General features: G+C 73.4%; 20 protein-coding genes and 3 pseudogenes. 11 read left to right on the top strand and 12 right to left on the bottom strand.

All coding sequences use genetic code 11. The annotated features are described in order from the left end of the window. Positions 1-527 precede the first annotated feature (527 nt). The 4 genes and pseudogenes from QUE40_RS10300 to hrcA all read right to left on the bottom strand — a co-directional run. Positions 528-1,277: pseudogene (locus QUE40_RS10300) on the bottom strand (PhoH family protein); the annotation flags it as partial. A gap of 10 nt (positions 1,278-1,287) precedes the next feature. Then, positions 1,288-2,067: a 16S rRNA (uracil(1498)-N(3))-methyltransferase gene (locus QUE40_RS10305; protein ID WP_289230897.1), complete on the bottom strand. Its 780-nt coding sequence runs from the start codon at positions 2,065-2,067 to the stop codon at positions 1,288-1,290. Continuing rightward, a pseudogene (gene dnaJ / locus QUE40_RS10310) lies at positions 2,064-3,196 on the bottom strand (molecular chaperone DnaJ). Before dnaJ ends, QUE40_RS10305 begins: the two are co-directional and overlap by 4 nt. Further along, entirely contained in the window at positions 3,193-4,218 is a 1,026-nt protein-coding gene (gene hrcA / locus QUE40_RS10315) for a heat-inducible transcriptional repressor HrcA (RefSeq protein ID WP_289230898.1), read from the bottom strand. The pseudogene dnaJ and the gene hrcA overlap by 4 nt, the downstream one beginning before the upstream one ends. Positions 4,219-4,402: 184 nt before the next feature. Between hrcA and QUE40_RS10320 the strand changes: the two genes are divergently transcribed. The 6 genes from QUE40_RS10320 (at position 4,403) to QUE40_RS10345 (ending at position 11,442) form a co-directional block, all read left to right on the top strand. Then, positions 4,403-5,272 carry a DUF3097 domain-containing protein gene (locus QUE40_RS10320; protein WP_289230899.1) on the top strand — a complete coding sequence of 290 codons (870 nt, stop codon included), beginning with the start codon at positions 4,403-4,405 and terminating at the stop codon, positions 5,270-5,272. Continuing rightward, the gene (locus QUE40_RS10325; RefSeq protein WP_289230900.1) at positions 5,269-7,296 is read left to right on the top strand and encodes an NrtR DNA-binding winged helix domain-containing protein; all 2,028 of its coding nucleotides are present in this window, start codon (positions 5,269-5,271) and stop codon (positions 7,294-7,296) included. The genes QUE40_RS10320 and QUE40_RS10325 overlap by 4 nt, the downstream gene beginning before the upstream one ends. A 212-nt stretch (positions 7,297-7,508) precedes the next feature. Then, complete coding sequence (nadA, locus tag QUE40_RS10330; RefSeq protein WP_289230901.1) at positions 7,509-8,486, top strand: quinolinate synthase NadA; 978 nt, start codon at positions 7,509-7,511, stop codon at positions 8,484-8,486. Continuing rightward, positions 8,486-9,904, top strand: a complete 1,419-nt coding sequence (locus QUE40_RS10335) for an L-aspartate oxidase (RefSeq protein WP_289230902.1) — start codon at positions 8,486-8,488, stop codon at positions 9,902-9,904. The genes nadA and QUE40_RS10335 overlap by 1 nt, the downstream gene beginning before the upstream one ends. Next, positions 9,901-10,794 carry a carboxylating nicotinate-nucleotide diphosphorylase gene (gene nadC / locus QUE40_RS10340; protein WP_289230903.1) on the top strand — a complete coding sequence of 298 codons (894 nt, stop codon included), beginning with the start codon at positions 9,901-9,903 and terminating at the stop codon, positions 10,792-10,794. The genes QUE40_RS10335 and nadC overlap by 4 nt, the downstream gene beginning before the upstream one ends. 144 nt (positions 10,795-10,938) lie before the next feature. Further along, positions 10,939-11,442: a DUF4870 domain-containing protein gene (locus QUE40_RS10345; protein ID WP_142005569.1), complete on the top strand. Its 504-nt coding sequence runs from the start codon at positions 10,939-10,941 to the stop codon at positions 11,440-11,442. Here the strand turns inward: QUE40_RS10345 and hemW are convergent, their stop codons facing one another. Next, a complete protein-coding gene (gene hemW, locus QUE40_RS10350) occupies positions 11,443-12,666 on the bottom strand; it encodes a radical SAM family heme chaperone HemW (RefSeq protein ID WP_289230904.1) in 1,224 nt (407 codons plus the stop codon). It lies immediately after the preceding gene. 190 nt (positions 12,667-12,856) lie between these two features. Between hemW and QUE40_RS10355 the strand changes: the two genes are divergently transcribed. Together QUE40_RS10355 and QUE40_RS10360 are read left to right on the top strand one after the other, a co-directional pair. Beyond that, a complete protein-coding gene (locus tag QUE40_RS10355) occupies positions 12,857-13,456 on the top strand; it encodes a ribonuclease FAU-1 family protein (protein ID WP_170206821.1) in 600 nt (199 codons plus the stop codon). A gap of 402 nt (positions 13,457-13,858) precedes the next feature. Continuing rightward, positions 13,859-15,043 carry a GNAT family N-acetyltransferase gene (locus QUE40_RS10360; protein ID WP_289230905.1) on the top strand — a complete coding sequence of 395 codons (1,185 nt, stop codon included), beginning with the start codon at positions 13,859-13,861 and terminating at the stop codon, positions 15,041-15,043. Here QUE40_RS10360 and QUE40_RS10365 read toward each other — a convergent pair. Then, on the bottom strand, positions 15,006-16,115 hold the full coding sequence (locus QUE40_RS10365) for a TDT family transporter (RefSeq protein WP_433996993.1): 1,110 nt from the start codon (positions 16,113-16,115) through the stop codon (positions 15,006-15,008). The genes QUE40_RS10360 and QUE40_RS10365 overlap by 38 nt on opposite strands. Further along, complete coding sequence (locus tag QUE40_RS10370) at positions 16,109-17,218, bottom strand: SLAC1 family transporter (protein ID WP_289230907.1); 1,110 nt, start codon at positions 17,216-17,218, stop codon at positions 16,109-16,111. Before QUE40_RS10370 ends, QUE40_RS10365 begins: the two co-directional genes overlap by 7 nt. 84 nt (positions 17,219-17,302) lie before the next feature. On the opposite strand from QUE40_RS10370, the gene QUE40_RS10375 reads away from it, so the two are divergent. Both QUE40_RS10375 and QUE40_RS10380 read left to right on the top strand, forming a co-directional pair. After that, positions 17,303-17,425 (top strand): hypothetical protein, encoded by a 123-nt coding sequence (locus QUE40_RS10375; RefSeq protein WP_289230908.1) that lies wholly within the window; start codon positions 17,303-17,305, stop codon positions 17,423-17,425. A 19-nt stretch (positions 17,426-17,444) separates the two neighbouring features. After that, positions 17,445-18,332, top strand: a complete 888-nt coding sequence (locus QUE40_RS10380) for a LysR family transcriptional regulator (RefSeq protein WP_289230909.1) — start codon at positions 17,445-17,447, stop codon at positions 18,330-18,332. 126 nt (positions 18,333-18,458) lie between these two features. Here QUE40_RS10380 and QUE40_RS10385 read toward each other — a convergent pair. After that, positions 18,459-18,982, bottom strand: a pseudogene (locus QUE40_RS10385) (hotdog fold domain-containing protein). 52 nt (positions 18,983-19,034) lie between these two features. Then, the gene (locus tag QUE40_RS10390; RefSeq protein WP_289230910.1) at positions 19,035-19,676 is read right to left on the bottom strand and encodes a LysE family translocator; all 642 of its coding nucleotides are present in this window, start codon (positions 19,674-19,676) and stop codon (positions 19,035-19,037) included. A 102-nt stretch (positions 19,677-19,778) separates the two neighbouring features. Here QUE40_RS10390 and QUE40_RS10395 point away from each other — a divergent pair, with 102 nt between their 5' ends. Continuing rightward, positions 19,779-20,429: a HEAT repeat domain-containing protein gene (locus QUE40_RS10395; protein ID WP_433996994.1), complete on the top strand. Its 651-nt coding sequence runs from the start codon at positions 19,779-19,781 to the stop codon at positions 20,427-20,429. Here QUE40_RS10395 and QUE40_RS10400 read toward each other — a convergent pair. Genes QUE40_RS10400 through lepA form a run of 3 tightly spaced genes read right to left on the bottom strand, consistent with a single transcriptional unit; the run spans position 20,426 to position 23,991 of the window. After that, positions 20,426-21,304 (bottom strand): alpha/beta fold hydrolase, encoded by an 879-nt coding sequence (locus QUE40_RS10400; protein WP_289230912.1) that lies wholly within the window; start codon positions 21,302-21,304, stop codon positions 20,426-20,428. The genes QUE40_RS10395 and QUE40_RS10400 overlap by 4 nt on opposite strands. A 39-nt stretch (positions 21,305-21,343) precedes the next feature. Beyond that, positions 21,344-22,177, bottom strand: coding sequence for a tRNA (guanosine(46)-N7)-methyltransferase TrmB (trmB, locus tag QUE40_RS10405; RefSeq protein ID WP_289230913.1), 834 nt, complete (start codon positions 22,175-22,177; stop codon positions 21,344-21,346). Continuing rightward, a complete protein-coding gene (gene lepA, locus QUE40_RS10410; protein ID WP_289233062.1) occupies positions 22,174-23,991 on the bottom strand; it encodes a translation elongation factor 4 in 1,818 nt (605 codons plus the stop codon). The genes trmB and lepA overlap by 4 nt, the downstream gene beginning before the upstream one ends. Positions 23,992-24,081: the final 90 nt, after the last annotated feature.

Consider the following 24,081-nt stretch of genomic DNA (forward strand, 5'->3'; position numbering starts at 1 on the left):
CGGACCGAGAGGCTGTTGAGCAGGTACGCCTGAGGAACCCGGTCCGGCGCGTCGCCTGGGGCCGGACTTGGATCGAGTGAGCCGCCGGCCGAAGCGTTGACCACCGCGGCCGCCGCGACCGGATTCGCCAGGGTCGCCCTCGACCCGTCACCGAGCAGCAGCCCCAGCACGTAGGGGTCCAGCGGGACGTCGGACTCGGGCAGGTTGACCGGTGCCACCACCGGCAGCTCGAACCGGTGGGCGTGGGCGGCGCGCTCGTGGCCGATCATGTCCTGGGTCTGGAGCGTGCGCTGGGTGCCGCGGCGCTTGTCGCTCGCGGTGCGCACGGTCCACAGGTGCTCCCCGCAGCACAGCGTGGAGCTGCCGTCCTGGGCGCTGACCCGGAAAATCGGCTTGCGACCCTGCGGGAAGACGCCGAGCACCGGAGTGGGCGACCCGTCGGAGCCGATCACCAGGTCACCGACGGCCAGCGAGCCGATCTCGCGGAAGCCCTCGGGGGTGAGCACCTTGGCGTCGAGCGGCTGCGCGCGGCCGCGCATGTAGGCCAGCGGCGCCACCTCGATCGTGCCGGCGGCCATCAGCCGCGGGATCGAGTCGGGGTCGATCATGTCGTGCAGCGCGTCGTAGAGCGGCCGCAGGTAGGGGTCGATCTTGTCGTTCAGCGTGCCGGGCAGGAAGCCCAGCCGCTCGCCCGCCTCGACCGCCGGCCGGGTCAGGATGATCCGGTTGACCTCCTTGGCCTGCAGCGCCGCGACGGCCTTGGCCATCGCGAGGTAGGTCTTGCCGGTGCCGGCCGGGCCGATGCCGAAGACGACGGTGTTGGAGTCGATGGCGTCGACGTACTGCTTCTGGCCGAGCGTCTTCGGCCGGATCGTGCGGCCGCGGCTGCTCACGATGTTCATCGTCAGCACGTCCGCCGGCCGCTCGCGGGTCTTGGCCTGCAGCATGCCGATGGAGCGCTCGACCGCGTCGCGGTTGAGCGGGTGGCCGGCGTCGATGATGGTCAGCAGCTCGCCGAGCAGCTCCTCGACGATCGCGACGTCGGCGCTCGGGCCCTGCGCGCGGAACTCGTTGCCGCGCACGTGCAGCTCGACGCGCGGGAAGGCGCGCTCCATCGTGCGCAGCAGCTCGTCGCGCGGACCGAGCAGCGTGACCATCTGGATGTCGGGCGGGATGGTGACGGTGCGGCTGATCGAGTCGCCGCCCTCGGGGCTGGGGGTGTCGTCTGCGGGGACCTCGGCCGTGCCGGGATGCTCGCTCGGATGGTCGTCTGTCATCGCGGCCAGTCTACGGAGCCCCGCCGACAGCGGCCTCATCCTTTGTGCCCGACCAGCGGCTGCGCGCGAGCAGCACCGCGAGCGCCGCCGGCCCGGCCGTCGACGAGCGCAGGACCGTCGACCCCAGCCGTACGTCCGTCGCACCTGCCGCACGCAGCGCGGCCAGCTCGGCCGGCGAGATCCCGCCCTCGGGCCCGACCACCACCAGCACCTCGCCCGCTGCGGGCAGCTCCACCGCGCCGATCGGCTGCTCGGCCTCCTCGTGCAGCACCAGCGTGGCCGCGGCGTCGCCCGCCACGGCGACCAGGCCGTCGAGCCCGACGACGTCACCGACCTCGGGCACGGTCGCCCGCCGCGACTGCTTGGCCGCCGCCACGGTCGCGCTGACCCACTTCGCGTGCGCCTTGGCCGCCCGGTCGCCGCGCCAGCGCACGATGCTGCGCTCGGCCTGCCAGGGCAGCACCCGGTCGACGCCGAGCTCGGTGGCGGCCTCGACCGCCTGCAGGTCGCGGCCGTCCTTGGCCAGGGCCTGCACGAGCACGAAAGTCGTTGCAGGAGAGGGCGATCGGTCGACCGACTCGACGAGCAGCACCAGCTCGTCGCGGCCGGTCTCGGCCACCGTCGTGGTCGCGACCGCACCGGTCCCGTCGGCCAGCAGCACCTGCTCCCCCACCCCGATGCGCCGTACGGTCGCGGCGTGCCGCCCCTCCGCCCCGTCGAGCACCACCCGGGTGCCGGGCTGCGCGTCGGCGAGCCGGGCGTACGGCAGGTGGAACAGCGGCGCGGTCACGCGCTACTTCCCCCGAAGGCGTCGCGGATGCGGCCGAACAGCCCCTGGCTGACCGGCTGGAAGGCGGCCTGCGGCCGCTCCTCGTCGCGCTCCTTGGCCAGCTGACGCAGCAGCTCCTGCTGCTGGTGGTCGAGCTTGGTGGGCGTGCGCACGTTGGCGTGCACCATCAGGTCGCCGCGCACGCTCGAGCGCAGGTGGGTGACGCCCAGCCCGCGCAGCGTGACGACGTCGCCGGGCTGCGTGCCGGGGCGCACCTCGACGTCGCGCGGCCCGTCGAAGGTGTCGAGCGCGACGGTGGTGCCGAGCGCGGCCGCGGTCATCGGCAGCTCGAGCGAGCAGTGCAGGTCGTCGCCCTGCCGCTGGAAGACGGGGTGCTTGCGCACCCGGACCTCGACGTACAGGTCGCCGTTCGGACCGCCGCCCGGACCGGCCTCGCTCTCACCGGCGAGCTGGATGCGAGTGCCGCTGTCGACGCCGGCGGGGACCTTGATGGTGATGGTGCGGCGGTCGCGCACGCGCCCTCGCCGGAGCAGTCGAAGCACGGGTCGGTGATGATCTCGCCGAAGCCGCGGCAGGCGCCGCACGGACGGGTGGTGCGCACCTGGCCGAGGAAGGAGTTCTGGATCTCCTGCACCTGGCCGGCGCCGTGGCACACGTCGCAGGTGCGGCGGCCGGTGCCCGGCCGCGCCCCGTCGCCGTGGCAGGTCGGGCAGACGACGGCGGTGTCGAACGTCAGGTCGGCCTCGCCGCCGAACACGGCCTCGCGCAGGTCGATCTCGAGCGGCACGAGGGCGTCCTGGCCGCGCTGCTGGCGGCTGCGCGGCCCGCGGGCGCCGCCCGCCGCACCGGCGCCGAAGAAGGCGTCCATGATGTCGGTGAAGGAGAAGCCCTGGCCGAACCCGGCGGCTCCGCCGGCCGCCATGGGGTCGACGCCGGCGTCGTACTGCCCCTTCTTCTGCGGGTCGGACAGCACCTCGTAGGCCACCGACAGCCGCTTGAACTCCTCGGCCGCCTCGGGGCTGGGGTTGACGTCGGGGTGCAGCCGGCGGGCCTGCTTGCGGTAGGCGCGCTTGATCTCCTCCGGGCTCGCGTCGCGCGAGACGCCGAGGGTGCCGTAGTAGTCATTCACTGGTCGAGGATCTCCGAGACGTAGCGGGCGACGGCGCGGACGGCCGCCATGGTCGAGGGGTAGTCCATCCGGGTCGGTCCGAGCACGCCGAGGCCGGCGACGCCGCCACTGCCGTACGTCGTCGTCACCACCGACGTGGACTGCAGCCCGGCGTGCGGGTTCTCGGCGCCGATGCGCACCGCGACGGCGTCGCGCTCGACGGGGTCGAGCGACTCCAGCAGGCGCAGCAGCACCACGTGCTGCTCGAGCGCCTCGAGCACGACACCGAGGTCTCCGGCGTCGACGCCCGTGCGCGCGAGGTTGGAGGTGCCGGCCAGCACCACCCGCTCCTCCCGCTGCTCGCGCAGCAGGTCGGTGAGCGAGGTGATGATCGCCTGCACGCTCGGCCGGTCGACGGCGGGGAACTCCTCCGGCAGGCTCGACAGCTGCGCGGTCGCCTCGCCGAGCACCTGGCCGTCGGTGACGGCGTTGATGCGGGCGCGCAGCTCGCCGAGCAGCTGCTGGCCGGCCGCGTCGGCCGGGTCCTGCGCCAGCTCGACGACGCGCTGCTCGACCCGGCCGCTGGACAGGATCAGCACCACCATCGCGCGGTCGATCCCGAGCGGCACCAGCTCGACATGGCGCACCGTCGAGCGGCTGAGCGAGGGGTACTGCATGACCGCGACCTGCTGGGTGAGCGAGGCGAGCAGCCGCGCGGTGCGGTCGACGACGTCGTCGAGGTCGACCGACTGGTCCAGGAAGGTCCGGATCGCGCTCTTCTCGGCGCGGCTCATCGGCTTGATCCCGCTGAGCCGGTCGACGAACAGCCGGTAGCCCGCATCGGTCGGGATGCGCCCGGCCGACGTGTGCGGCGCGGCGATCAGCCCGTCCTCCTCGAGCGCGGCCATGTCGTTGCGCACCGTCGCGGCCGAGACGCCCAGGCGGTGCCGCTCCAGCAGCGCCTTGGACCCCACCGGCTCGGAGGTCGCCACGTAGTCCTGCACGATCGCGCGCAGCACCTGCAGTCGCCTGTCGTCGGACATGGTCACCACCTTCGTCGGCATCGGGAGCGGCGGGCGCGCTCGCACCGGCCCGGGACCGCCCGAGCTGGCACTCTGCACACCCGAGTGCCAAGTCTACGTCCGGTGCGGCGCAGCGAGAAAACCACGCGCCGGCGTACGAGCGTGTCGCCCGGGCGGGTCTGCCACCCTTCCCTACCCTCACGGGGTGACTCCCGACCGCTACGGATCCGACGTGCTCGCTGGTGACTGGAAGGCGCCCCGGCGGGGCCGCTCGGCGCAGGTCGAGGCCGCGCGCGACCTGGTCGTCGAGGACGCCGACTCCGGCTGGGTCGGCGCCGTCGTGCGGGTCGAGAAGGCCGGCGGCATGCACGTGGTGCACCTGGAGGACCGGCGCGGCCGGGTCAAGGCGTTCCCACTCGGGCCCGGCTTCCTCATCGACGGCAAGCCGGTCGAGCTCACCGCGCCGCGCACCGACACGGCCGCGCTCGCCGCGCAGCGGGCCACGAAGAGCCGCACCGCCTCCGGGTCGGTGGCCGTGCCCGACGCCCCGGCCCGGGTCGCGTCGGCCTCGCGCATCCTGGTCGAGGGCCGGCACGACGCCGAGCTGGTCGAGAAGGTCTGGGGCGACGACCTGCGCGTCGAGGGCGTCGTGGTCGAGATGCTCGACGGCGTCGACGACCTGCAGGCGGTGATCCGCGACTTCCGGCCCGGTCCGCAGCGCCGCCTCGGGATCCTCGTCGACCACCTGGTGCCGGGCAGCAAGGAGACCCGCATCGTCGAGCAGGCCCGCGCCGCGGCCCCGTCGGAGCACGTGCTGATCGTGGGCCACCCCTACGTCGACGTCTGGCAGTCCGTGCGACCCGAGCGGCTCGGCTGGTCGCAGTGGCCGACCATCCCGCGCGGCACGTCGTGGAAGCACGGCATCCTCGCCGAGCTGGGCTGGCCGCACGCCTCGCAGGCCGACGTCGCGCACGGCTGGAAACGCATACTGGGCACCGTGCGCACCTACGCCGACCTCCAGCCCGAGCTGCTCGGCCGGGTGGAGGAGCTCATCGACTTCGTCACGGTGCCGTGAGCCGCAGGCCCGGCGCGGGTGCCGTCGCGCAGGACACCACCGAGCTGGTGGCGCTGGTCGTCACGGTCGACGACGGCATGCCCGCCGCGCTGGCCTCCGGCGACCCGCGCCGGCTGCCCGCCGGCCCGCTGCACCCGCAGCAGCGCTCGCTGCAGGCCGGGGTGCGCGCGTTCGTCGAGGAGCAGACCGGCCACTCGCTGGGCTTCGTCGAGCAGCTCTACACCTTCGCCGACCTCGGCCGCGGCGACAGCGAGGGCCGCGTGGTGTCGATCTCCTACCTCGGGCTCACCCGCGCCGCCACCGACGAGCAGGGCTGGCTGGGGCTGTACGACGCGCTCCCCTGGGAGGACCGGCGCGGCGCGGCCGCGGAGCCGGGGTCGGCCGACGGGTCGGCCGGGTCGCCCGGGTCGCCCGGGTCGGCCGAGCCGGTGGCGCGGCTGGACCGCTGGGTCGGGCGCGGGTCGGGCGCGCAGGTGCGGGCGCGGCGCGAGCGACGCGACCAGCTGTTCGGGCTGGGTGAGCATGCCTGGCGCCCGGAGCTGGCGCTGCAGCGCTACGAGCTGCTGTGGGAGGCCGGGCTCGTGGCGGAGTCGCCGCAGTTCGGTCCGCGGTCGGTGCAGGAGCCGCTCGGCGTGCCGATGCTGCACGACCACCGGCGCATCCTCGCCACCGGCCTGTCGCGGCTGCGCACCAAGCTGCAGTACCGCCCCGTCGTCTTCGAGCTGCTGCCCGAGGCGTTCACCCTCGGCCGGCTGCAGGAGGTCGTCGAGGCGCTGGCCGGGCAGACGCTGCACAAGCAGAACTTCCGCCGCGTCGTCGAGCAGCAGCATCAGCTGGTGGAGCCCACCGGCGAGACCACGCACGCGACGGGCGGCCGCCCGGCCCGGCTCTACCGCTTCCGCCGCGAGGTGTTCGCCGAGCGCGAGCAGGTCGGCACCAAGCTGCCCATCCCCGCTCCCGCTGAGGCGGGGCGAGCGCGGCGGCGCGAGGGCGTCGGGCGTACATCTGGACAGGAAGAACGCGTCCTCGGCACCGGAATGGCGCACCACTGCGGGAGGGGCGCGGGCTTTGTCCCGTCCATCTGCACGGCGCCGCGCAGATTGGCCCTGTGGACAACGGCACAGCCACCCGGCGCGCGCCAGGCTGGTGCGCATGTCCCGAGCCGTCGTCGACGCCCTGCGCGAGCGGGGCGGAGCCACGCGGCTGGGCGACCTCCTCGGACCCGTCACCCGGCGCGAGATCGCCGAGTCGGTGGGGTCGGCGGACATCTGCCGCCTCGCCCACGGCGTCTACTGCCTGCCCGAGCTGGAGCCCCAGCTGCGCCGGGCCGTGGAGCTGAGCGGCACCCTGTCGCACGTCTCGGCCGCGGTCCGTCACGGGTGGTCGGTGAAGGCCGAGCCCCGGCAGGCCTGGGTCACGATCCCCCGAACCGGCACCTGCGCGTGCCCCCGCCCCGCGACGTGCGGCTGGTCTGGCGGCCGGTCCCGCCCGAGGACGTCGTCGACGGGGTCACCGAGCCGCTGCGCACCACGCTCGACTGCGCGCGCGACCTCCCGTTCGACGAGGCACTGGCCGTGGCCGACTCCGCCCTGCGCAGCGGCACGGTCACCGCGCGCGAGCTGCGCTGGGCGGCCGACCGTCTGCGCGGGCCACGCTCTGCTGCGGCGCGCCGCGTCGCCACTCACGGCACCGGCGAGAGCGCAGGCCCCATGGAGTCGGTGCTGCGCGCCATCTGCCTGGACGTCCCGGGGCTGGCCGTGACCCCGCAGCTGATCATCAGCGACGACGGGTTCTGGGCGCGGGTCGACCTGGGCGACGAGGACCTGCGCATCGTGATCGAGGCGGAGGGGTTCGAGCACCACGGCACGCGCCAGGGGTTCGACAAGGACACCGAGCGCTACACCGAGCTGGTGAGCCGCGGCTGGCTCGTGCTCCGGTTCACCTGGACCCAGATCATGTTCCACCCCGAGTGGGTGCGCGAGCGGATCGTGGAGACGGTGCGCCTGCGCCGGGCCGCCGCCTGACCGGCCGCACGGACCCGGGAAAGCCGGGGAGCCGGCGCTGGCGTACATCTGGACAGGAAGAACCGATCGCGGCACCCCGATCGGCGCGGGTTTCGACACGGCCCGGGGACTTCGTCCCGTCGAGATGTCCGCACCCCAGCCTCGTGGGATATGCTCACTCCTAGCATTTGCTCAACATGAGCAGATCAAACACCCGAACGAGGGAGCAGACCATGAGCGTGACCGCCCGCCCCAGCGACCTGGCGTACGACCGTGTCCGCCACGTGGTGCCCGAGGTCGAGTGGGCGACGTTCGCCGACGACATCGACGCGATCCACGCGCTGAAGCGGGAGCACGACGCGGTGATCCTGGCGCACAACTACATGACGCCCGAGGTCTTCCACGGCGTCGCCGACATCGTGGGCGACTCCCTCGCACTGGCCCGGGAGGCGCAGACGGTCGAGGCCGGCACGATCGTCCTGGCCGGGGTGCACTTCATGGCCGAGACCGCCAAGCTGCTCAACCCCGGCAAGCGGGTGCTGCTGCCTGACCTGCGCTCGGGCTGCTCGCTCGCCGAGTCGATCACGCCCGAGCAGGTGCGCGAGCTGCGCGCGCAGCACCCGGGTGTGCCGGTCGTGACGTACGTCAACACCAGCGCGGCCATCAAGGCCGAGAGCGACATCTGCTGCACCAGCGGCAACGCGCTGGCCGTGCTGGAGTCGCTCGGCGTGCCCGAGGTGATCATGATCCCCGACCAGTACCTCGCCCGAAACATCGCTGCGCAGACCGGGATTCGCGTGATCACCCACCCCGGCGCGTGCGAGGTGCACGAGCGGTTCACGCCGCTCGACATCATCGGCATCCGGCAGGGCCACCCGGGCGTGCAGGTGCTCGCGCACCCCGAGTGCCCGCCCGACGTGGTCGCCGAGGCGGACTTCGCGGGTTCGACCGCGCAGATGCAGGCGTACGTCGAGCGCGAGCGACCCGAGCGTGTCGCCCTGATCACGGAGTGCTCGATGAGCGACAACGTGGCGGCCGCGAACCCTGACGTCGACTTCGTGCGCCCGTGCAACCTGTGCCCGCACATGAAGCGCAACACGCTGTCGGCGATCCGCGCCGCGCTGGAGCAGGGGCGCCACGAGATCACCCTCGACCCGGCCACGGCCCGCGACGCGCGCCGCGCCATCCAGCGGATGCTGGAGGTGGCCTGATGCGGGCCCGCCCGATCGTGGTCGGGTCCGGCCTCGCCGGGCTGGTGGCGGCGCTGGAGCTCGCGGCGCGCGGCGGTTGCGTGCTGGTGACCGCCGGCCGGCTCACCGAGGGCGCGGCCAGCGCGTGGGCGCAGGGCGGCATCGCTGCCGCGCTCGCTCCCGACGACTCCCCCGCCCAGCACGCCCACGACACCTGGCTCGCGGGGGCGCGGGCGGGTGACCGCGAGGTCATCGCCCGCATCACCGACCTGGCGCCCGGCGTCGTCGCCCGGCTCGCCCGCGACGGGGTGCCGTTCGACAGGGACGCGAGCGGGGCGTACGACCTCGCGCTGGAGGGCGGTCACTCGCGCCACCGCGTCGCGCACGCCGGCGACCGAAGCGGGGCGGTGATCACCGCGACCCTGGCGGCGCTGGTCGAGGGGCACCCCGACATCGAGCTGCTCGAGGGCCGCAGGGTCGACGACCTGCTGCTCGACGAATCGGGAGTGGTGCGCGGGATCCGTTGCGGCGCAACGACTCTCGAGAGCGATCGGGTCATCCTGGCGACCGGCGGGCTGGGCGGCTTGTTCCCGCACACCACCAACCCGGTCACCGCGACCGGCGCGGGGGTCGCGCTGGCCGCTCGGGCGGGGGCTCGCACCGACGACCTGCACCTGGTCCAGTTCCACCCCACCGCGCTCGACGTGGGCTCGCGTCCGGCGCCGCTGCTGACCGAGGCGCTGCGCGGCGCCGGCGCGGTGCTGCGGTCGGACGGCGAGCGGTTCGTCGACGAGCTGCAGCCGCGCGACGTGGTCGCCGCAGCGGTCTGGGCCCAGCTCCAGCAGGGGCGAACCGTGCATCTCGACGCACGACGCGTCGACGACGCTGAGCGCCGATTCCCAGCGGTGACAACGCTTCTCGCGGGCCACGGCCTGACGCTGCACGACCTGCTCCCCGTCCGGCCCGCCGCGCACTACTCCATGGGCGGCGTCACCGTCGACGCGCAGGCGCGCACCGGGGTGCCGGGCCTGTGGGCGGTCGGCGAGGTGAGTCGCACCGGGCTGCACGGGGCCAACCGGCTGGCGTCGAACTCGTTGCTCGAGGCGGTCGTGACCGGCCGCTCCGCCGCGGCGTCGGTCGGGGCGCACAGTGCCACCGACGCGTGGCGGGCCGACGTCCCGCCCGCGGACCCCGGCCTGGTCCGTCCGCGCGAGCAGGCTCCCGCCATCGCCACCGAGCAGGTGCGTGCGGAGCTGGGTCGCTCGTGCGGCGTGCTGCGCGAGGCGGGCGCGCTGCGCGACACGATCCGACAGCTCGAGCCGGCCACCGGGCAGGACGACGCCTACCTCGCCTGGCTGCTGGCGCGCTCCGCCCTGGCGCACCCGAGAAGCGTTGGGGCACACCGACGTACGGACACGACCGAGGCGGTGCCGGCATGACTTTCGACCCCCAGCTGGAGCAGGTGGTGCGCACGGCGCTCGCCGAGGACCTCGGCGCCGCCGGTGACCTCACGGCGGCGGCCGTCGTCCCCGAGGACGCGCACGCGCAGGCCCATATCGTGGCGCGCGAGGACGGGGTGCTGTCCGGCGTCGACGCGGTGACGACGACGTACGCCCTCGTCGACCCGCGCATCGAGGTCACCTGGCACGGCCAGGACGGCAGATCGGTGACGCCGGGGTCGGTGCTGGCGACGGTGCGCGGCCCCGCGCGCGGGGTGCTGACCGGTGAGCGGGTCGCGCTGAACCTGCTGGGCCGCCTGTCCGGCGTGGCGACCGCCACCGCCGAGCTCGTGCACCTGGTGGACGGCACCGGCGTCGGCATCGCCGACACGCGCAAGACCACCCCGGGCCTGCGTGCGCTGGAGAAGCGGGCGGTGCTGCACGGCGGCGGTGTGAACCACCGCTTCGGCCTGCACGACGCGATCATGGTGAAGGACAACCACATCGGGTTCGGCGGCGGGCTGGCCGCGGTGCTGCGGCGGCTCGCCGACCAGCCCCGGCACCTGGTCACCGTGGAGGTCGAGGTCGACACGCTGCAGCAGCAGCTGCAGGTGCTGCAGTTCGACGCCGACCGGATCGCCCGCGGGCTGCGGCCGGTGTGCCACGCGATCCTGCTCGACAACATGACTCCCGGCCAGGTCGCCGATGGTGTCCGGCGGGCGCGCGCGCATCCCGCGCCGCTGGTGGTCGAGGTGTCGGGTGCGGTGAACCGGAAGACCGTGCGCCCGCTCGCCGAGGCCGGGCCCGACCTGATCTCGGTGGGCGCCCTGACCCACAGCGCGCGCTGCCTCGACGTGGGGCTGGATCTGGCGGGGCCGGACCTGGCCTGATCGACCTCGCCCGCCCGACCGCGCGTGCGCCCAGGGTGATCCCTGAGACGTCCCGGATCCGACCCTGATCCGGCCTGTCTGCGGAACGCCGCGGCGGGTTCGCGTGTTGTCATGGATGAAGCACCCGCACAGGAGGAGTGACTCATGAGCCAGCCCGGCCCGCAGCAGGGTCCCGGACCGTTCCCGCCCGGCGGCCAGCCCCAGCAGGGCTATCCGCAGCAGGGCTATCCCCAGCAGGGCTATCCGCAGCAGCAGTACGGCCACCCGCAGCAGGGCTACGCCCCGCAGGTCCCCACGGCCGACCAGCGCACGGCGGCCGTGCTCGCGCACCTGTCGGCGCCGATCGCCGGTCTGCTCAGCCTCGGCACGCTGAGCATGCTCGGGCCGCTGATCGTGTGGCTGGTCTACAAGGACAAGTCACCGGCGGTCCGGCAGGCGGCCGCCGGAGCGTTCAACTTCAACCTGTCGTTCTGGCTGCTCTACCTGCTGAGCTGGCTGCTGATCGTCACCGTCATCGGTGCGATCGTCGGCATCCCGCTGATGATCGTGATCTTCCTGGTGGCGCTCTGGTGCCACGTCAAGGGCGCGATCCGCAGCGCGAACGGCGAGCCCTACCGCTACCCCTTCCAGATCCCGGTGCTGTCCTGATCACCAACCCAGCAACCGGCGTACGACGGTGTCGGCGAGCAGCCGGCCTCGCCGGGTGAGCACGAGTCGCCCGCGCAGGGCCGCCGGCCCGTCGAGCAGCCCGTCCGCGATCAGCCCCGCCACCGCACTGCGGCCGGCGGGGCTGATCGCGTCACGCGGCAGACCCTCGACGAGCCGGATCCCGAGCAGCACCTCCTCGTCGTGGCGCTGCTCGGCGGTCAGCTCCTCGCGCGCGTGCGCCGGAGAGTCACCGGCCGACATGCGCTGGGCAAAAGCGTTGGGGTGCTTGACGTTCCACCACCGCACGCCGCCGACGTGGCTGTGCGCTCCGGGGCCGACGCCCCACCAGTCACCGCCTCGCCAGTAGCCCTCGTTGTGGCGGCACCGCGTGGCCTCGTCGCGCGACCAGTTGCTGATCTCGTACCACCCGAGCCCGGTGCCGGTGAGCAGCTCGTCGGCGAGCTCGTACTTGTCGGCCTCGTCATCGTCATCGGGCATCGTGACCTCGCCGCGCCGCACCTGCGCCGCCAGCCGGGTGCCCTGCTCGACGACCAGGGCGTAGGCGCTCACGTGGTCGGGCTCGAGGGCGACGGCCGCCTCGAGGCTGGTGCGCCAGTCGTCGAGCGACTCCCCCGGCGTGCCGTAGATCAGGTCGACGCTCACTTGCATGCCCGCGGCGCGGACGCCGTCAACAGCGCGCGCGACGTTGGCCGGGTCGTGCGTGCGGTCGAGCGTGCGCAGCACGTGCGGGACGGCCGACTGCATGCCGAGGCTGACCCGGGTGAAGCCGCCGTCGGCCAGCTCGCGCAGCGACGCGGGCGTGACCGAGTCGGGGTTGGCCTCGGTCGTCACCTCGGCGTCGTCGGCGAGCCCGAACCGCTCGCGCAGCCGGTCGAGCATGCGCACCAGGTCGCCCGAGCGAAGCATCGTGGGCGTGCCGCCGCCGACGAACACGGTGTCGACGCGTGGACGGTCGTCGCCGAGAACCGTTGCGGCCAGGTCGATCTCGGCCATCGCGGCGTCGGCATAAGTGTCGAGGCTGGCGCCCTGCTGGCCCAGCTCGGGCAGCGTGTAGGTGTTGAAGTCGCAGTAGCCGCAGCGCACCGAGCAGAACGGCACGTGCAGGTAGACGCCGAACGGTCGCTCGCCCAGCCCGGCGAGGGCGTACGTCGGGAGGGCGCCGTCGCGCGGCGCGGGGTCTCCGTCGGGCAGGGCACTCGGCATGCGTGTCATTCTCGCCCGCCCGGCGCACAGGTGTGAGTCTGGGGCGGTGAGCTCATCCCTGCCCGGCACACCGACCCCGACCGACGTTCGGCCAGTGGGAGCACCGCCCTTCGCCGCTCCGGGGTCCGTCGTGCACTGGACCTATCGCGGGGCAGGGTGGGTCCACGGCGCTCCGCAGCACGTGAACCCGATGCGCGTCGTCCGCGACGACGAGCGCGGGCTGGTCGCGTGGCTGGCCGAGGGCACGGTACTGCTGCAACCCCGCTATCCCGACGGCGGAACTTTCCGGGAGCGCCCGCTCTCCGAGCGCTTCCTCCCGTCCACGCAGCGTGACCGCATCAGCGCTCGTGCTCGTTGGCGCGGACCAGGCATCCTGCGGATAGCCCCGACGGACCGGCCTTTCAGCGTGTGGCTCTTCTGGTCGACGCAGGGCCAGTTCGCGGGGTGGTACGCCAACCTCGAGAACCCGCTGCTGCGCGCCGGCGACCGCTGCTTCACGTCGGACCATGTGCTCGATGTCTGGATCACGGCCGACGGCCAGGTGCGCTGGAAGGACGAGGACGAGCTGGCTGAGGCCGTCGCTCAAGGCCGATACACCGAGGCGCAGGCGCAGGCGCTTCGCACCCACGGGGAACAGGCGATCGATGAGTTCCGTTCCGGCGCCTGGATGTTCGACGCGAGGTGGACCAGCTGGCGCGCACCGGCCGACTGGACCGTCCCCCACCTCCCCGACGACGCCCACTGGCAGCTGGATCTGCTCGACCGCGGTGGCCGGGGCAGTCCCGGGTGACCCTGGCGGCCCCACTGATAGTCGGGCGTACGTTCTCGCGGTGCTCCGCAGCATGGTGCGCCAGAGCGCACGGGTCGGCGGTGGACCGCCGGTGCGTGCGGTGCCGTACGCCCTCGCGGACCTCCGCCGAAGGGTGCGCCAGAGCGCACGGGTCGACGGTGGACCGCCGGTGGGTGCGGTGCCGTACGCCCTCGCGGTGCTCCGCCGAAGGGTGCGCCAGAGCGCACGGTTCGACGGTGGACCGCCGGTGGGTGCGGACCCGTACGCCCTCGCAGTCCTCCGCCGAAGGGTGCGCCAGAGCGCACGGGCCGGCGGTGGACCGCCGGTGGGTGAGCGGGCACGGCGCACCCCCGCACACCGGTCCTCCGCCGCAAGGTGCGCTCCCCGCGTTAGCGTCCGGGCGTGACCTACGACATCCGCCTCGCCACCACCGACGACGTCGACGCGCTCGCACGGCTGAGCAGCGAGTCGTTCGGCTACCCCGTCTCCGACCACCCGCACCCGGACCCGCAGGCGACCGGGCGCACGACGTACGTCGCCGCTCACCAAGGCCGGATCGTCGCCTGCGTGGTGCACCGGCGCTACGACTCCTGGTTCTGGGGGACGCGGGTGCCGACGGCCGGCATCGCCGGGGTGAAGGTCGCGACCGAGCATCGCGGGAAGGGCCTGCTCACACCGCTGTTCGAGCGCTGCCTGAGCGACGCCTCGTCCGAGGGGCGACCGGTCAGCACGCTGTACCCGACCGCGCCGGGCATCTACCGCCGGTTCGGCTACGAACTGTTCGCGAGCTACGACCACGAGACGGCGCTGCCCACCGCAGCCCTCGCCCAGGTGCGCCCGGGAGCCGGCTCGTTGCGCCGGGCCGAGCTCGCCGACGTCCCCCAGATCCGGCGGGTCTACGACGGGTGGGCGAGGGCGTACAACGGTCCGTTGACGCGTGACGGCGCGAGCTTCCCGGCCACGGACTCCGAGCTGCTCGAGGCGTTCTCGGGCGCGACCCTGGCGCTCGACGAGGCCGGCGGCGTCGTCGGGTACGCCCTGTGGGAGCGCACCGGCGGCTACGGCGCCGACGGGGTGCTCGACGTCCGCGACCTCGTCACCCTGACCGCCGACGCGACGCGCCTGCTGGCTCGCGCCCTCGGCTCGTCGGCCGGCGTGGCCCCCACCACGGTGCTCAGCACCAGCCCCTCCGACCTGCTCGACCTCGTGCTGCCGAGCAGCCCGCGCACGGTGCGGCGGGCATACCCCTACATGCTCGCGGTGCTCGACGTCGCCGGCGCCCTCACCTCTCGCGGTTTCGCCGAGATCCTCGACGGCACAACGACGTTCGCGGTCGAGGGTCTACCGCTCAGCGGCCAGGACGGCACCTACGCCCTGACCGTCGACGGCGGCCGGACGAGCGTCGAACGCACCGACGCCGCCCCGGCTGCGACCTTCACCGCCCGCGGCCTCGCCCTGCGCTTCGCCGGCACGCACTCCAACCTCGAGCTGCGCCGTGCAGGTCTGCTCACCGGCCCGACCGGCGACGACGCCCGCTGGGACGCCCTCTTCAGCGGGCGGACCCCGCAGGTGCGCGACTACTTCTGAGCAGCGCACGAGCGGTCGCGCCGGCGCACAGCGACCAGGTGCCGACCAGACCGACGCAGACCACGACGCCCAGCAGGCTCAGCGCACCCGACCCGGTGCCCGCCGCCAGCTGGTAGGCGCCGAGCGACAGCGTCCCCACGGGGAAGGTCATGGCCCACCAGCCGGGGGTGAACGGCATCCGCGCCGCGAACCCGCGCAGCGTCTGCCACACCGCCCAGGCCACCAGCCCGGCTCCCACGACGAGCAGCACCAGGCCGTACGCGTTCACGATCCCGCGCAGTGCCGTCGCCGCTCCCCGGGTCAGCTCGGGCGTGGCGGCGGTGACGAGCACCTGCGCGGCGGCCGTCGACTGGCCCACGATCCCGAGCGGGATCCACGCGCTCGGCGCCATGACCGGCGTGAGCGGCCGCACCCGCCAGTGGTGGTGGTAGGCCACCGCGAAGATCACCACGCCGAGCAGCAGCGCCACGACGAAGCACAGCGACGACGCCAGCACGAGCCCCGTGCGCCACGGGTCGCCCAGCCGGTGCGCGATGCCGGCGCCGACGGTCGCCGAGACCATCGGCGACACCACGGCCAGCCCCCACGTCATCGCCGGCTCGCCGATGTCGCGCCGCAGCAGCACGAGCAGGAAGCCGATCGCCGTCCCGACGCCGAGCAGCGTGCCGAGCACCCAGGTGACCTCGTCGACCCGCCAGGACAGGTCGGTGAGCCGGGGCACCCACGCGGGAAGCACTGTCGCTGTTGCGGATCCGGCCGACAGCACCCCCATCGACACCATGCCCCAGGTGACCAGGACCTTCGGGTCGCGCAGCGTGCTCGCCAGGGTTCCGGGCGTCGTCAGGCACCGTCGCGCGAAGCCGATCGACAGTCCGAGGCACACGACCCAGCCGACGAGCAGCAGGGTGCGCGCGGCGTACGTCGCCCCCGGCAGCCGGTCGTGGTGCAGCTGCAGCAGCGTCGCGAGGATGGACGTCCCCATGACCGAGCCGAACCACTGCGGCCCCGGCTTCGGGAGAGCAGGAGCCGGTGCAGCACCGGTCTGCGGACGCGCCGTGGTCACCGTCAGCATGCTTCCACGGCCGCTCCCCGAGCGATGCCACGGCCACCGCGCAGCAGCGCGTGCCCGGTCGCGAGCGCGCACAGCGTCCAGGTCCCGACGAGCGCCACGCAGACGACGACGGCGAGCCCGCGCAGCACCTCCAGCCCGGTGCCACCGGCCAGCGTGTAGGCGCCCAGCGACAGCGTCCCGAACGGGAAGACCAGCCCCCACCAGCTCGGCGAGAAAGCCATGCCCGCGCGGAAGCCGCGCACCGTGTGCAGCGCGGCCCACCCGACGAGCAGGGCGCCGAACGCCACCAGCGCCAGCCCGTACGCATTCGCCACCATCCGCAGCGTCTCGCCCGTCCACGGGCCGAGTCCGCCGCCCGCGGCCGTGACGAGTCCCTGGGCCGCGGCCGTCGACTGGCCCACGACGCCGAGCGGGATCCACGCCGTGGTGGCGGCAGCCGGCAGCAGCGGCGCCACCCGCCAGTGGTGGTGGTAGCCGACGGCGAAGATCACCCCGGCCAGCAGCAGGCCGATCGTGAAGCACAGGGCGGCCGCGACGAGGAGCCCGGCCCGCCAGGCGCCGTCCGTCCGCAGCGCGAGCGCGGCCCCGCTGGTGGCCGAGACCACCGGCGGCACGACCGCGAGACCCCAGGTCAGGGTCGGGGCGCCGATGTCGTGGCGCACGAGCACCGACAGGAACCCCACGGCCGTCACGAGCCCGAGCGTGGTGCCCACGACCCACAGCACCAGGTCGACGCCCCACGCGAACCCGGTCAGCCCCGGCACCCACGCCGGCAGCACGACCGCCGTGGCCGACCCGACGCCGAGCACCCCCATGGCGACCAGGCCCCAGGTGACCGCGACGCCCACGTCGCGCACGGTGGCGCCGAACGCGCCGGGGACGGTGCGGCAGCGGCGCGCGAACGCCGCGCTCAGTCCGATCAGCAGCGCCGCGGCGACGACGAGCAGCACCCGCGAGGCGATCTCGGCGCCGGGCAGCATCTCCCGGTGCAGGTGCAGCAGCGTCGCGAGGATGCCGGTGCCCATGACCGAGCCGAACCACTGCGGACCCGCCTGGGGCAGGTCGGGCGCGGTGGCGGCGCGGGCGAGGGTCGTGGGCTGCATGCTCCAAGGCTGCCGGGCCGCGGGTCGGCGCAGTAGCCCCCGGAACGGCATCACGACATATCCCCTGGATATGTCACGGTGGCCATGTCGAACTCCACGAGCCGGCTCCGACGTACGGTGACGGCCTATCGCGAGGCGGCTCGGCTCACCGCGAGCGCCCCCGAGCAGCGATACCTCAACCGGCGCCTCGCCGCGCTCACCGGGTGAGGAGCCATACGCTTCGGGCATGACCGACTGGCCCGACCTCAGCGCCCTCGAGCTGTTGGTCGCCGTCGCCGACCACGGCAGCCTCAGCGCGGGTGCGCGAGCGGTCGGCACGGCGCAGCCCAACGCCAGCCGCTCCCTCGCCCGCCTGGAGCGCCGGCTCGGTCTCGGGCTGCTGCAGCGGTCCACGCGCGGCTCCACCCTCACCCCGGCCGGGCTCATGGTCGTCGAGTGGGCGCGTCAGGTGCTCACCGCGGCCACCGAGCTGCGCGAGGGCGCGAGCACGCTGCGCGACGAGGGCACCGCGCGGCTCACCGTCGCCGCGAGCCAGACCATCGCCGAGCACCTGCTGCCCGGTTGGCTGTCGCACCTGCGCGAGACCGAGCCGTCGGTCTCGGTGGTCGCGCGCGTCGAGAACACCCAGCAGGTCGTCGACGACGTGCGCCGCGGCCGCGCCGACGTGGGGTTCGTCGAGGGGCCGCAGGCACCGTCGGGCCTGCACCACGCCACCGTCGCGACCGACGAGCTGGTGCTCGTCGTCGCGCCCGACCACCCGTGGGCGCGGCGCCGCAAGCCGGTCGGGCCCGACGAGCTGGCGGCCACTCCCCTGGTCTCCCGCGAGGCGGGGTCGGGCACCCGCATCGCCCTGGCCGCGGCCCTGGCACCGCGCGAGCTCGCGCCGCCCGAGCTGGAGTTCGCGAGCAACGCGGCCGTGCGGGTCAGCTGCGAGGGCGGCTACGCCCCCGCAGTGCTGAGCCGCCTCGCGGTCGCCGACGCCCTCGCCTCCGGCGCGCTGCGCGAGGTCCCGCTCGCCGGGGTCTCGCTGCACCGCCGGCTGCGCGCGGTCTGGGGCGGGCCGCGGCGGCTGCGCGGCCCGGCGGCGAGCCTGGTCGCGATCGCCCGCGCCTGAGCCGCGCCCGCGCGGGCAGAACGGGTCGATACCAGCCCCGAAACACACGCAAAGGGCCGTCCAGCCGGGCAGAACGGGTCGATACCGACCCCACAACACACGCCCCCGACGTACGCCCTCCGCGGCTCAGGCGGTCGCCGGCACCTTCTCCTGGGCGGACGAGGCGGTCGGCGACGCACCCTTCGACGACGACTTCGCCGTCACCCAGATCGGGATCGTGCCGCGCACGACCTCGCTGCCGTCGTCGATGATCCCGGTGCACCGCACCTGCACCTCGAACGGCGGCTCCTGGTCCCAGTCGGCCGGGTCGGTCTCGGCGACGCAGCGCACGTCAGTGGTCACTTTCGCGAGGTAGTCGAGCCGAATTCCTTGGGGATCCAGCGCATCCCGCGCGGCGTGGTGGCCTCGGCCAGCAGCCCCATCGCCGCCTCCATGCCGTTGGCGACCGCGATCGCGTGCACGGTGCCGATGTGGTTCTGCACGCCACGGCGCTTGCGGATCTTCACCTCGCCGCGGTGCGGGCGCATGTCGAGCACCCACGGCCGGACGGTGGCGAAGTAGGGCGCCTTGAGCATGAAGCCGACGCTGAACGCCTGCTTGCCGAGCGGGCGACGGTCGAGCTTGCGAAAGAGGTCGTACGACGAGGTCATGCCCCGATGTTACCCGTCGGTAGTCCTCGATTCGCGTGCTTGCGACGACGCGTCAGCGCTGCACGGCGAGCTTGCCGGCCAGGCCGACCATGGCGATCCCGCCACCGGCCTTCAGCCGTTGCATCCGGCGGGGCCTGCGCTGGAACCAGCCGCGCAGCGTCCCGGCCGCGCAGATCCACAGGGTCTCGATGAGGACCTGGGCGACGCCGCCGGTGATGCCGATGATGAGCATCTGCAGGGTCGGGCTCCCGAGGCTGTGGTCGACGAACTGCGGCAGGATCGCCATGAGCGAGACGATGCTCTTGGGGTTGGCGACGCCGACGGTGAACCCCTGGCGGATCTCTGCTGTCCTGGTCGCCGGAGCTCCGATCATCGGTTCGGTGTGGTGGTCGGGCTCGGCGTGGCGCGCCGCGAGCAAGGACTGCACACCGAGGAACAGCAGGTAGCACGCGCCGGCGATCTTCACCACCAGGAAGAGCTTCGCCGACGTGGCGACGATGGCCCCCAGGCCCGCGAGCACCAGCGCGAGCAGGACCATTCCGCCCATGGCGTTGCCGAACATGATCCACATCGCCGACCGTCGTCCTCGGGTGATGGCGCGGCTGGTCTCCAGCAGCACCGACGGGCCGGGGATCGCCGACAGCAGTGCTGACAGGACGAGGAATCCGACGACCAGGCTGGGGTTCACGGGCACGGCTGCGACGCTACCGGGTCGCGCGGGGTCCGCTGGTCATGACGAGACGAGCGCCGGAGTCCGAGGCAAATCAGTTGCCTCCGACGACGCATCCGTCGTGCGATGGTGCGCGTGAACCAGCACCCGACCGACGCGACCCTGATCGCCGCGCTGAGCGCCGGCGACTCCTCGACGCGCCTGCGTGCCGCCCTCGCGGCCGGCACCGACGCGCGCGCGACCCTGCTCGAGGTGCTGGTCGAGCGCTGCGCGGACGAGCCGGACTTCTTCGTGCGCGACATGCTCACCTGGGCGCTCACCCGTCTGCCGGTCGCCGAGACCGTGCCCCGACTGGTTGCCGAGCTCGACGCCGCGCAGGCGCAGGCGCGCAGCCAGGCGCTGCACACGCTGTCCAAGATCGGCGATCCGCAGCCCTACCCCGAGATCTTGCGGTTCCTGCGCGACCCCGACGACGAGACGGCACGGACCGCCTGGCGAGCAGCGCAGGCGCTCTCCCCGGAGAGCGAGAAGCCCGCTCTGGCAACGCAGCTGGCGACCCAGCTCGGTCGGGGTGAGCACGACCTGCAGCGCTCGCTCAGCCGGGCGCTCGTCGCGCTCGGGGACGCGGCAGAGCCGGCACTGCGCGACGCTGCTGCGAGCGGTGAGGAGGGCGTACGTCTGCACGCGGAGGCGACTCGGCGCCTCGCAGACGACCCCGACCTGGGGTTCGCGGCGGCGCTCGACGAGGCGACGAAAGCCTCGATCCTCGGGAGCTAGCGCGGGGTGTCCGCCGTCGAGGTGCCGAGCAGCGAGCGCACGAGCAGGTCGGGGGTCTCGAACGGCGTCATGTGGCCGACGCCCTCGAGCACCTCGGGCTCGGCGCCCGGGATCGCGGCAGCGAGGCGTTCGCCGAGCTTGCGGGGCGTGAGCCCGTCGCGGCGCCCGACGACGACGGTGACCGGCACCTGGGCGAGCGTGCTCATCGCGGCGGACTCGTCGTGGCGCATCAGCGCGCCGTAGTAGGAGCCCCAGGTGCTCACCCGGGTGCCGCCGAGCATGGCGCGGGTGGCGGCGACGTCGGCCCGGTCGGCGACGGTGCCGAACTGCTGACGCGCGATCTTGTTGCTCACCAGGCGACCCGGCCGCCCCGGCGCCTTGGCCGCGAACGCCATGACCTGCTGCTCCAGCGGCAGGCCGGTCCCGCGCAGCTCGCCCATCGCGGTCGAGGCGAGCAGCACGCGCTGCACCCGCTCGGCGAAGACGTCGGGGTGGGCGCCGGCGAAGGCCATCACCGTCATGCCGCCCATCGAGTGGCCGCCTAGGTGCACCGGCGATCCCTCCGGCACCAGCGCGTCGATGACCGCCGCGAGGTCGGAGCCGAGCCGGCGCACCGACTCCTGCTGCGGCCGGCGCGACCCGGCGGCGAAGGTCGAGTCGCCGTGGCCGCGCTGGTCCCAGGCCACGACGCGCACGTCGCCACGCTCGGCCAGCCGCTCGGCCACCGGCAGCCAGGCGCGGTGCGACAGCAGCCAGCCGTGCGCGAGCACGACCGTGGGGGCGTCTGCCGGGAGGTCGGCGGGTTCGTGGCGGTAGGCGGCGAGCCGGGCGCCGTCGGGCGTCGCCACGGTGTGCCGCTGGAGGGAGAGGGTCATGCTCCCACCCTCCCACGAGGGGTTACTGGCTCGTAACCGCTATCGCCGCACGACCGCCAGGTCGCGCACGACCCGCCCGGCCCGCGCGCCCTTCAGCTCGAACCGGGTGAGCACCCGGCCGGCGAACCGCGGCGCGAAGCCGCCCCGGTCGCCCTGCGGGTCGACCGCGGGGTCGCCGGCGTCGGCCAGCCGCCCGGCGTGCGGGTTGTCGAACGCCTCGCAGCCCTCGACCACGTCGCGCATCTGCCAGGCGTAGTCGGCCCAGTCGGTCGCGAGCCGCCACGTGCCGCCCGGCCGCAGCACCGTCGCGACGGTCTCGGCGAAGTCCGGCGTGACCAGCCGGCGCTTGTGGTGCTTCTTCTTCGGCCACGGGTCGGGGAAGAAGATCCACAGCTCCTCGAGCGACCCGGGCGCGAACAGCTCGGCCAGCGCCTGCCCGGCGTCGACCTGCGCGACCCGCAGGTTGCGCACGTCGGCGTGCGCCGCCTTGGCGAGCGTCTGGGCGACGCCCGGCCGCCACACCTCGAGGGCGACATAGTCACGATCGGTGTCCGAACCCGCAGCAGCGACAACGCAATCGCCCGACCCGGACCCGATCTCGGCGACGACCGAGGACGTACGTCCGAAGACCGTGGGCAGGTCGAGACGGCTCCTGCCGGGCTGCACCATGCTGCCGGCCTCCTGCCGCGGTAGGTCGAGCAGGTATGCCGGTCCGTGCTCGGCGAGGGCGCGGTGGTGCCGCTGCGGCATGCGCCCGCCGCGGCGGGTGAACGAGCGGATGCGCGCGGGGTGGGTGACGCCTTCGCGCCCGGCGCCCTCGCGCCCGACCACCTCGTGCTCGACGGCCTGCTCCTGGCTCGTCGGGACGGTCACTTCTTCGCCTTCTCGGCCGCGCCGGAGGAGTCCTGCGACAGCGCGGCGATGAAGGCCTCCTGCGGCACCTCGACGGACCCGACCATCTTCATCCGCTTCTTGCCTTCCTTCTGCTTCTCGAGCAGCTTGCGCTTGCGGCTGATGTCACCGCCGTAGCACTTGGCCAGCACGTCCTTGCGGATGGCGCGGATGTTCTCGCGGGCGATGACGCGAGCGCCGATCGCGGCCTGGATGGGCACCTCGAACTGCTGCCGCGGGATGAGCTCCTTGAGCTTCGCGGCCATCATCGTGCCGTAGGGGTAGGCCTTGTCGCGGTGCACGATCGCGCTGAACGCGTCGACCTTGTCGCCCTGCAGCAGGATGTCGACCTTGACCAGGTCGGCGGTCTGCTCGCCGTCGGGTTCGTAGTCGAGAGAGGCGTATCCGCGGGTGCGCGACTTCAGCGCGTCGAAGAAGTCGAAGACGATCTCGGCCAGCGGCAGGGTGTAGCGCATCTCGACGCGGTCCTCGGACAGGTAGTCCATCCCGCGCAGCGTGCCGCGCCGCGACTGGCACAGCTCCATGATCGCCCCGACGTACTCGCTCGGCGCCAGCAGCGTCGCGCGCACCACCGGCTCGGTGATCGAGGCGATCTTGCCCTCGGGGAACTCGCTGGGGTTGGTCACCTCGACCTCGGTGCCGTCATCGAGCTCGACGTCGTAGACCACGTTGGGCAGCGTCGAGATCAGGTCGAGGTCGAACTCGCGCTCCAGCCGCTCGCGCACGATCTCCAGGTGCAGCATCCCGAGGAAGCCGACGCGGAACCCGAACCCGAGCGCGGCCGAGGTCTCCGGCTCGTAGACCAGCGCGGCGTCGTTGAGCTTCAGCTTGTCGAGCGCGTCACGCAGGATCGGGTAGTCCGACCCGTCGATCGGGTAGAGCCCGGAGAAGACCATCGGCTTGGGGTCGCGATAGCCGCCCAGCGGCTGCTCGGCCGGCTTCGCGGCCGAGGTGACGGTGTCACCGACCCGGCTCTGGCGTACGTCCTTCACACCGGTGATGAGATAGCCGACCTCGCCCACGCCGAGCCCCTTGCTGGGCGCGGGTTCCGGTGAGATCACACCGATCTCGAGCAGCTCGTGGGTCGCCTTGGTCGACATCATCGCGATCTTCTCGCGCGGCGAGAGGGCCCCGTCGACGACGCGGACGTAGGTCACGACGCCGCGGTAGGTGTCGTAGACCGAGTCGAAGATCATCGCCCGCGCGGGAGCGTCGGCGTCGCCCTCGGGCGGCGGGAGCTGCGCGACGATCTCGTCGAGCAGCGCCTCCACGCCCTCGCCGGTCTTGCCCGACACCTTCAGCACGTCGGTCGGCTCGCAACCGATGAGGCCGGCGAGCTCCTCGGCGTACTTCTCCGGCTGCGCCGCCGGCAGGTCGATCTTGTTGAGCACCGGGATGATCGCCAGGTCGTTCTCCATCGCGAGATAGAGGTTGGCCAGGGTCTGCGCCTCGATGCCCTGCGCGGCGTCGACCAGCAGGATCGCTCCCTCGCACGCGGCCAGCGAGCGCGACACCTCGTAGGTGAAGTCGACGTGACCGGGGGTGTCGATCATGTTGAGGCAGAACGTCTCCTGCCCGTCGCCGAGGTCGGCCGCCCACGGCATGCGCACGGCCTGGCTCTTGATCGTGATGCCGCGCTCGCGCTCGATATCCATCCGGTCGAGGTACTGCGCGCGCATCGCCCGCTCCTCGACGACGCCGGTGATCTGCAGCATCCGGTCGGCGAGCGTCGACTTGCCGTGGTCGATATGGGCGATGATGCAGAAGTTGCGGATCTGCTCCGGTGGCGTGGCTGCGGGGGCAGCCCCTCAGGGGCCATCGGTGACACAGGGTTTCCTCGATGGGTCGACGAACGGGATCGACCC

It is taken from the genome of Barrientosiimonas endolithica (assembly GCF_030296655.1).
In the GTDB taxonomy this organism is placed as follows: Bacteria; Actinomycetota; Actinomycetes; order Actinomycetales; family Dermatophilaceae; genus Barrientosiimonas; species Barrientosiimonas humi.

Excerpts from the sequence above, each read along its gene's own strand:
- hrcA (WP_289230898.1), bottom strand. The coding sequence starts at position 4,218 with ATGTCCGACGACAGGCGACTGCAGGTGCTGCGCGCGATCGTGCAGGAC.
- nadA (WP_289230901.1), top strand. The coding sequence starts at position 7,509 with ATGAGCGTGACCGCCCGCCCCAGCGACCTGGCGTACGACCGTGTCCGC.
- QUE40_RS10335 (WP_289230902.1), top strand. The coding sequence starts at position 8,486 with ATGCGGGCCCGCCCGATCGTGGTCGGGTCCGGCCTCGCCGGGCTGGTG.
- nadC (WP_289230903.1), top strand. The coding sequence starts at position 9,901 with ATGACTTTCGACCCCCAGCTGGAGCAGGTGGTGCGCACGGCGCTCGCC.
- QUE40_RS10345 (WP_142005569.1), top strand. The coding sequence starts at position 10,939 with ATGAGCCAGCCCGGCCCGCAGCAGGGTCCCGGACCGTTCCCGCCCGGC.
- hemW (WP_289230904.1), bottom strand. The coding sequence starts at position 12,666 with ATGCCGAGTGCCCTGCCCGACGGAGACCCCGCGCCGCGCGACGGCGCC.
- QUE40_RS10355 (WP_170206821.1), top strand. The coding sequence starts at position 12,857 with ATGCGCGTCGTCCGCGACGACGAGCGCGGGCTGGTCGCGTGGCTGGCC.
- QUE40_RS10365 (WP_433996993.1), bottom strand. The coding sequence starts at position 16,115 with ATGCTGACGGTGACCACGGCGCGTCCGCAGACCGGTGCTGCACCGGCT.
- QUE40_RS10370 (WP_289230907.1), bottom strand. The coding sequence starts at position 17,218 with ATGCAGCCCACGACCCTCGCCCGCGCCGCCACCGCGCCCGACCTGCCC.
- QUE40_RS10375 (WP_289230908.1), top strand. The coding sequence starts at position 17,303 with ATGTCGAACTCCACGAGCCGGCTCCGACGTACGGTGACGGCCTATCGC.
- QUE40_RS10380 (WP_289230909.1), top strand. The coding sequence starts at position 17,445 with ATGACCGACTGGCCCGACCTCAGCGCCCTCGAGCTGTTGGTCGCCGTC.
- QUE40_RS10395 (WP_433996994.1), top strand. The coding sequence starts at position 19,779 with ATGGTGCGCGTGAACCAGCACCCGACCGACGCGACCCTGATCGCCGCG.
- QUE40_RS10400 (WP_289230912.1), bottom strand. The coding sequence starts at position 21,304 with ATGACCCTCTCCCTCCAGCGGCACACCGTGGCGACGCCCGACGGCGCC.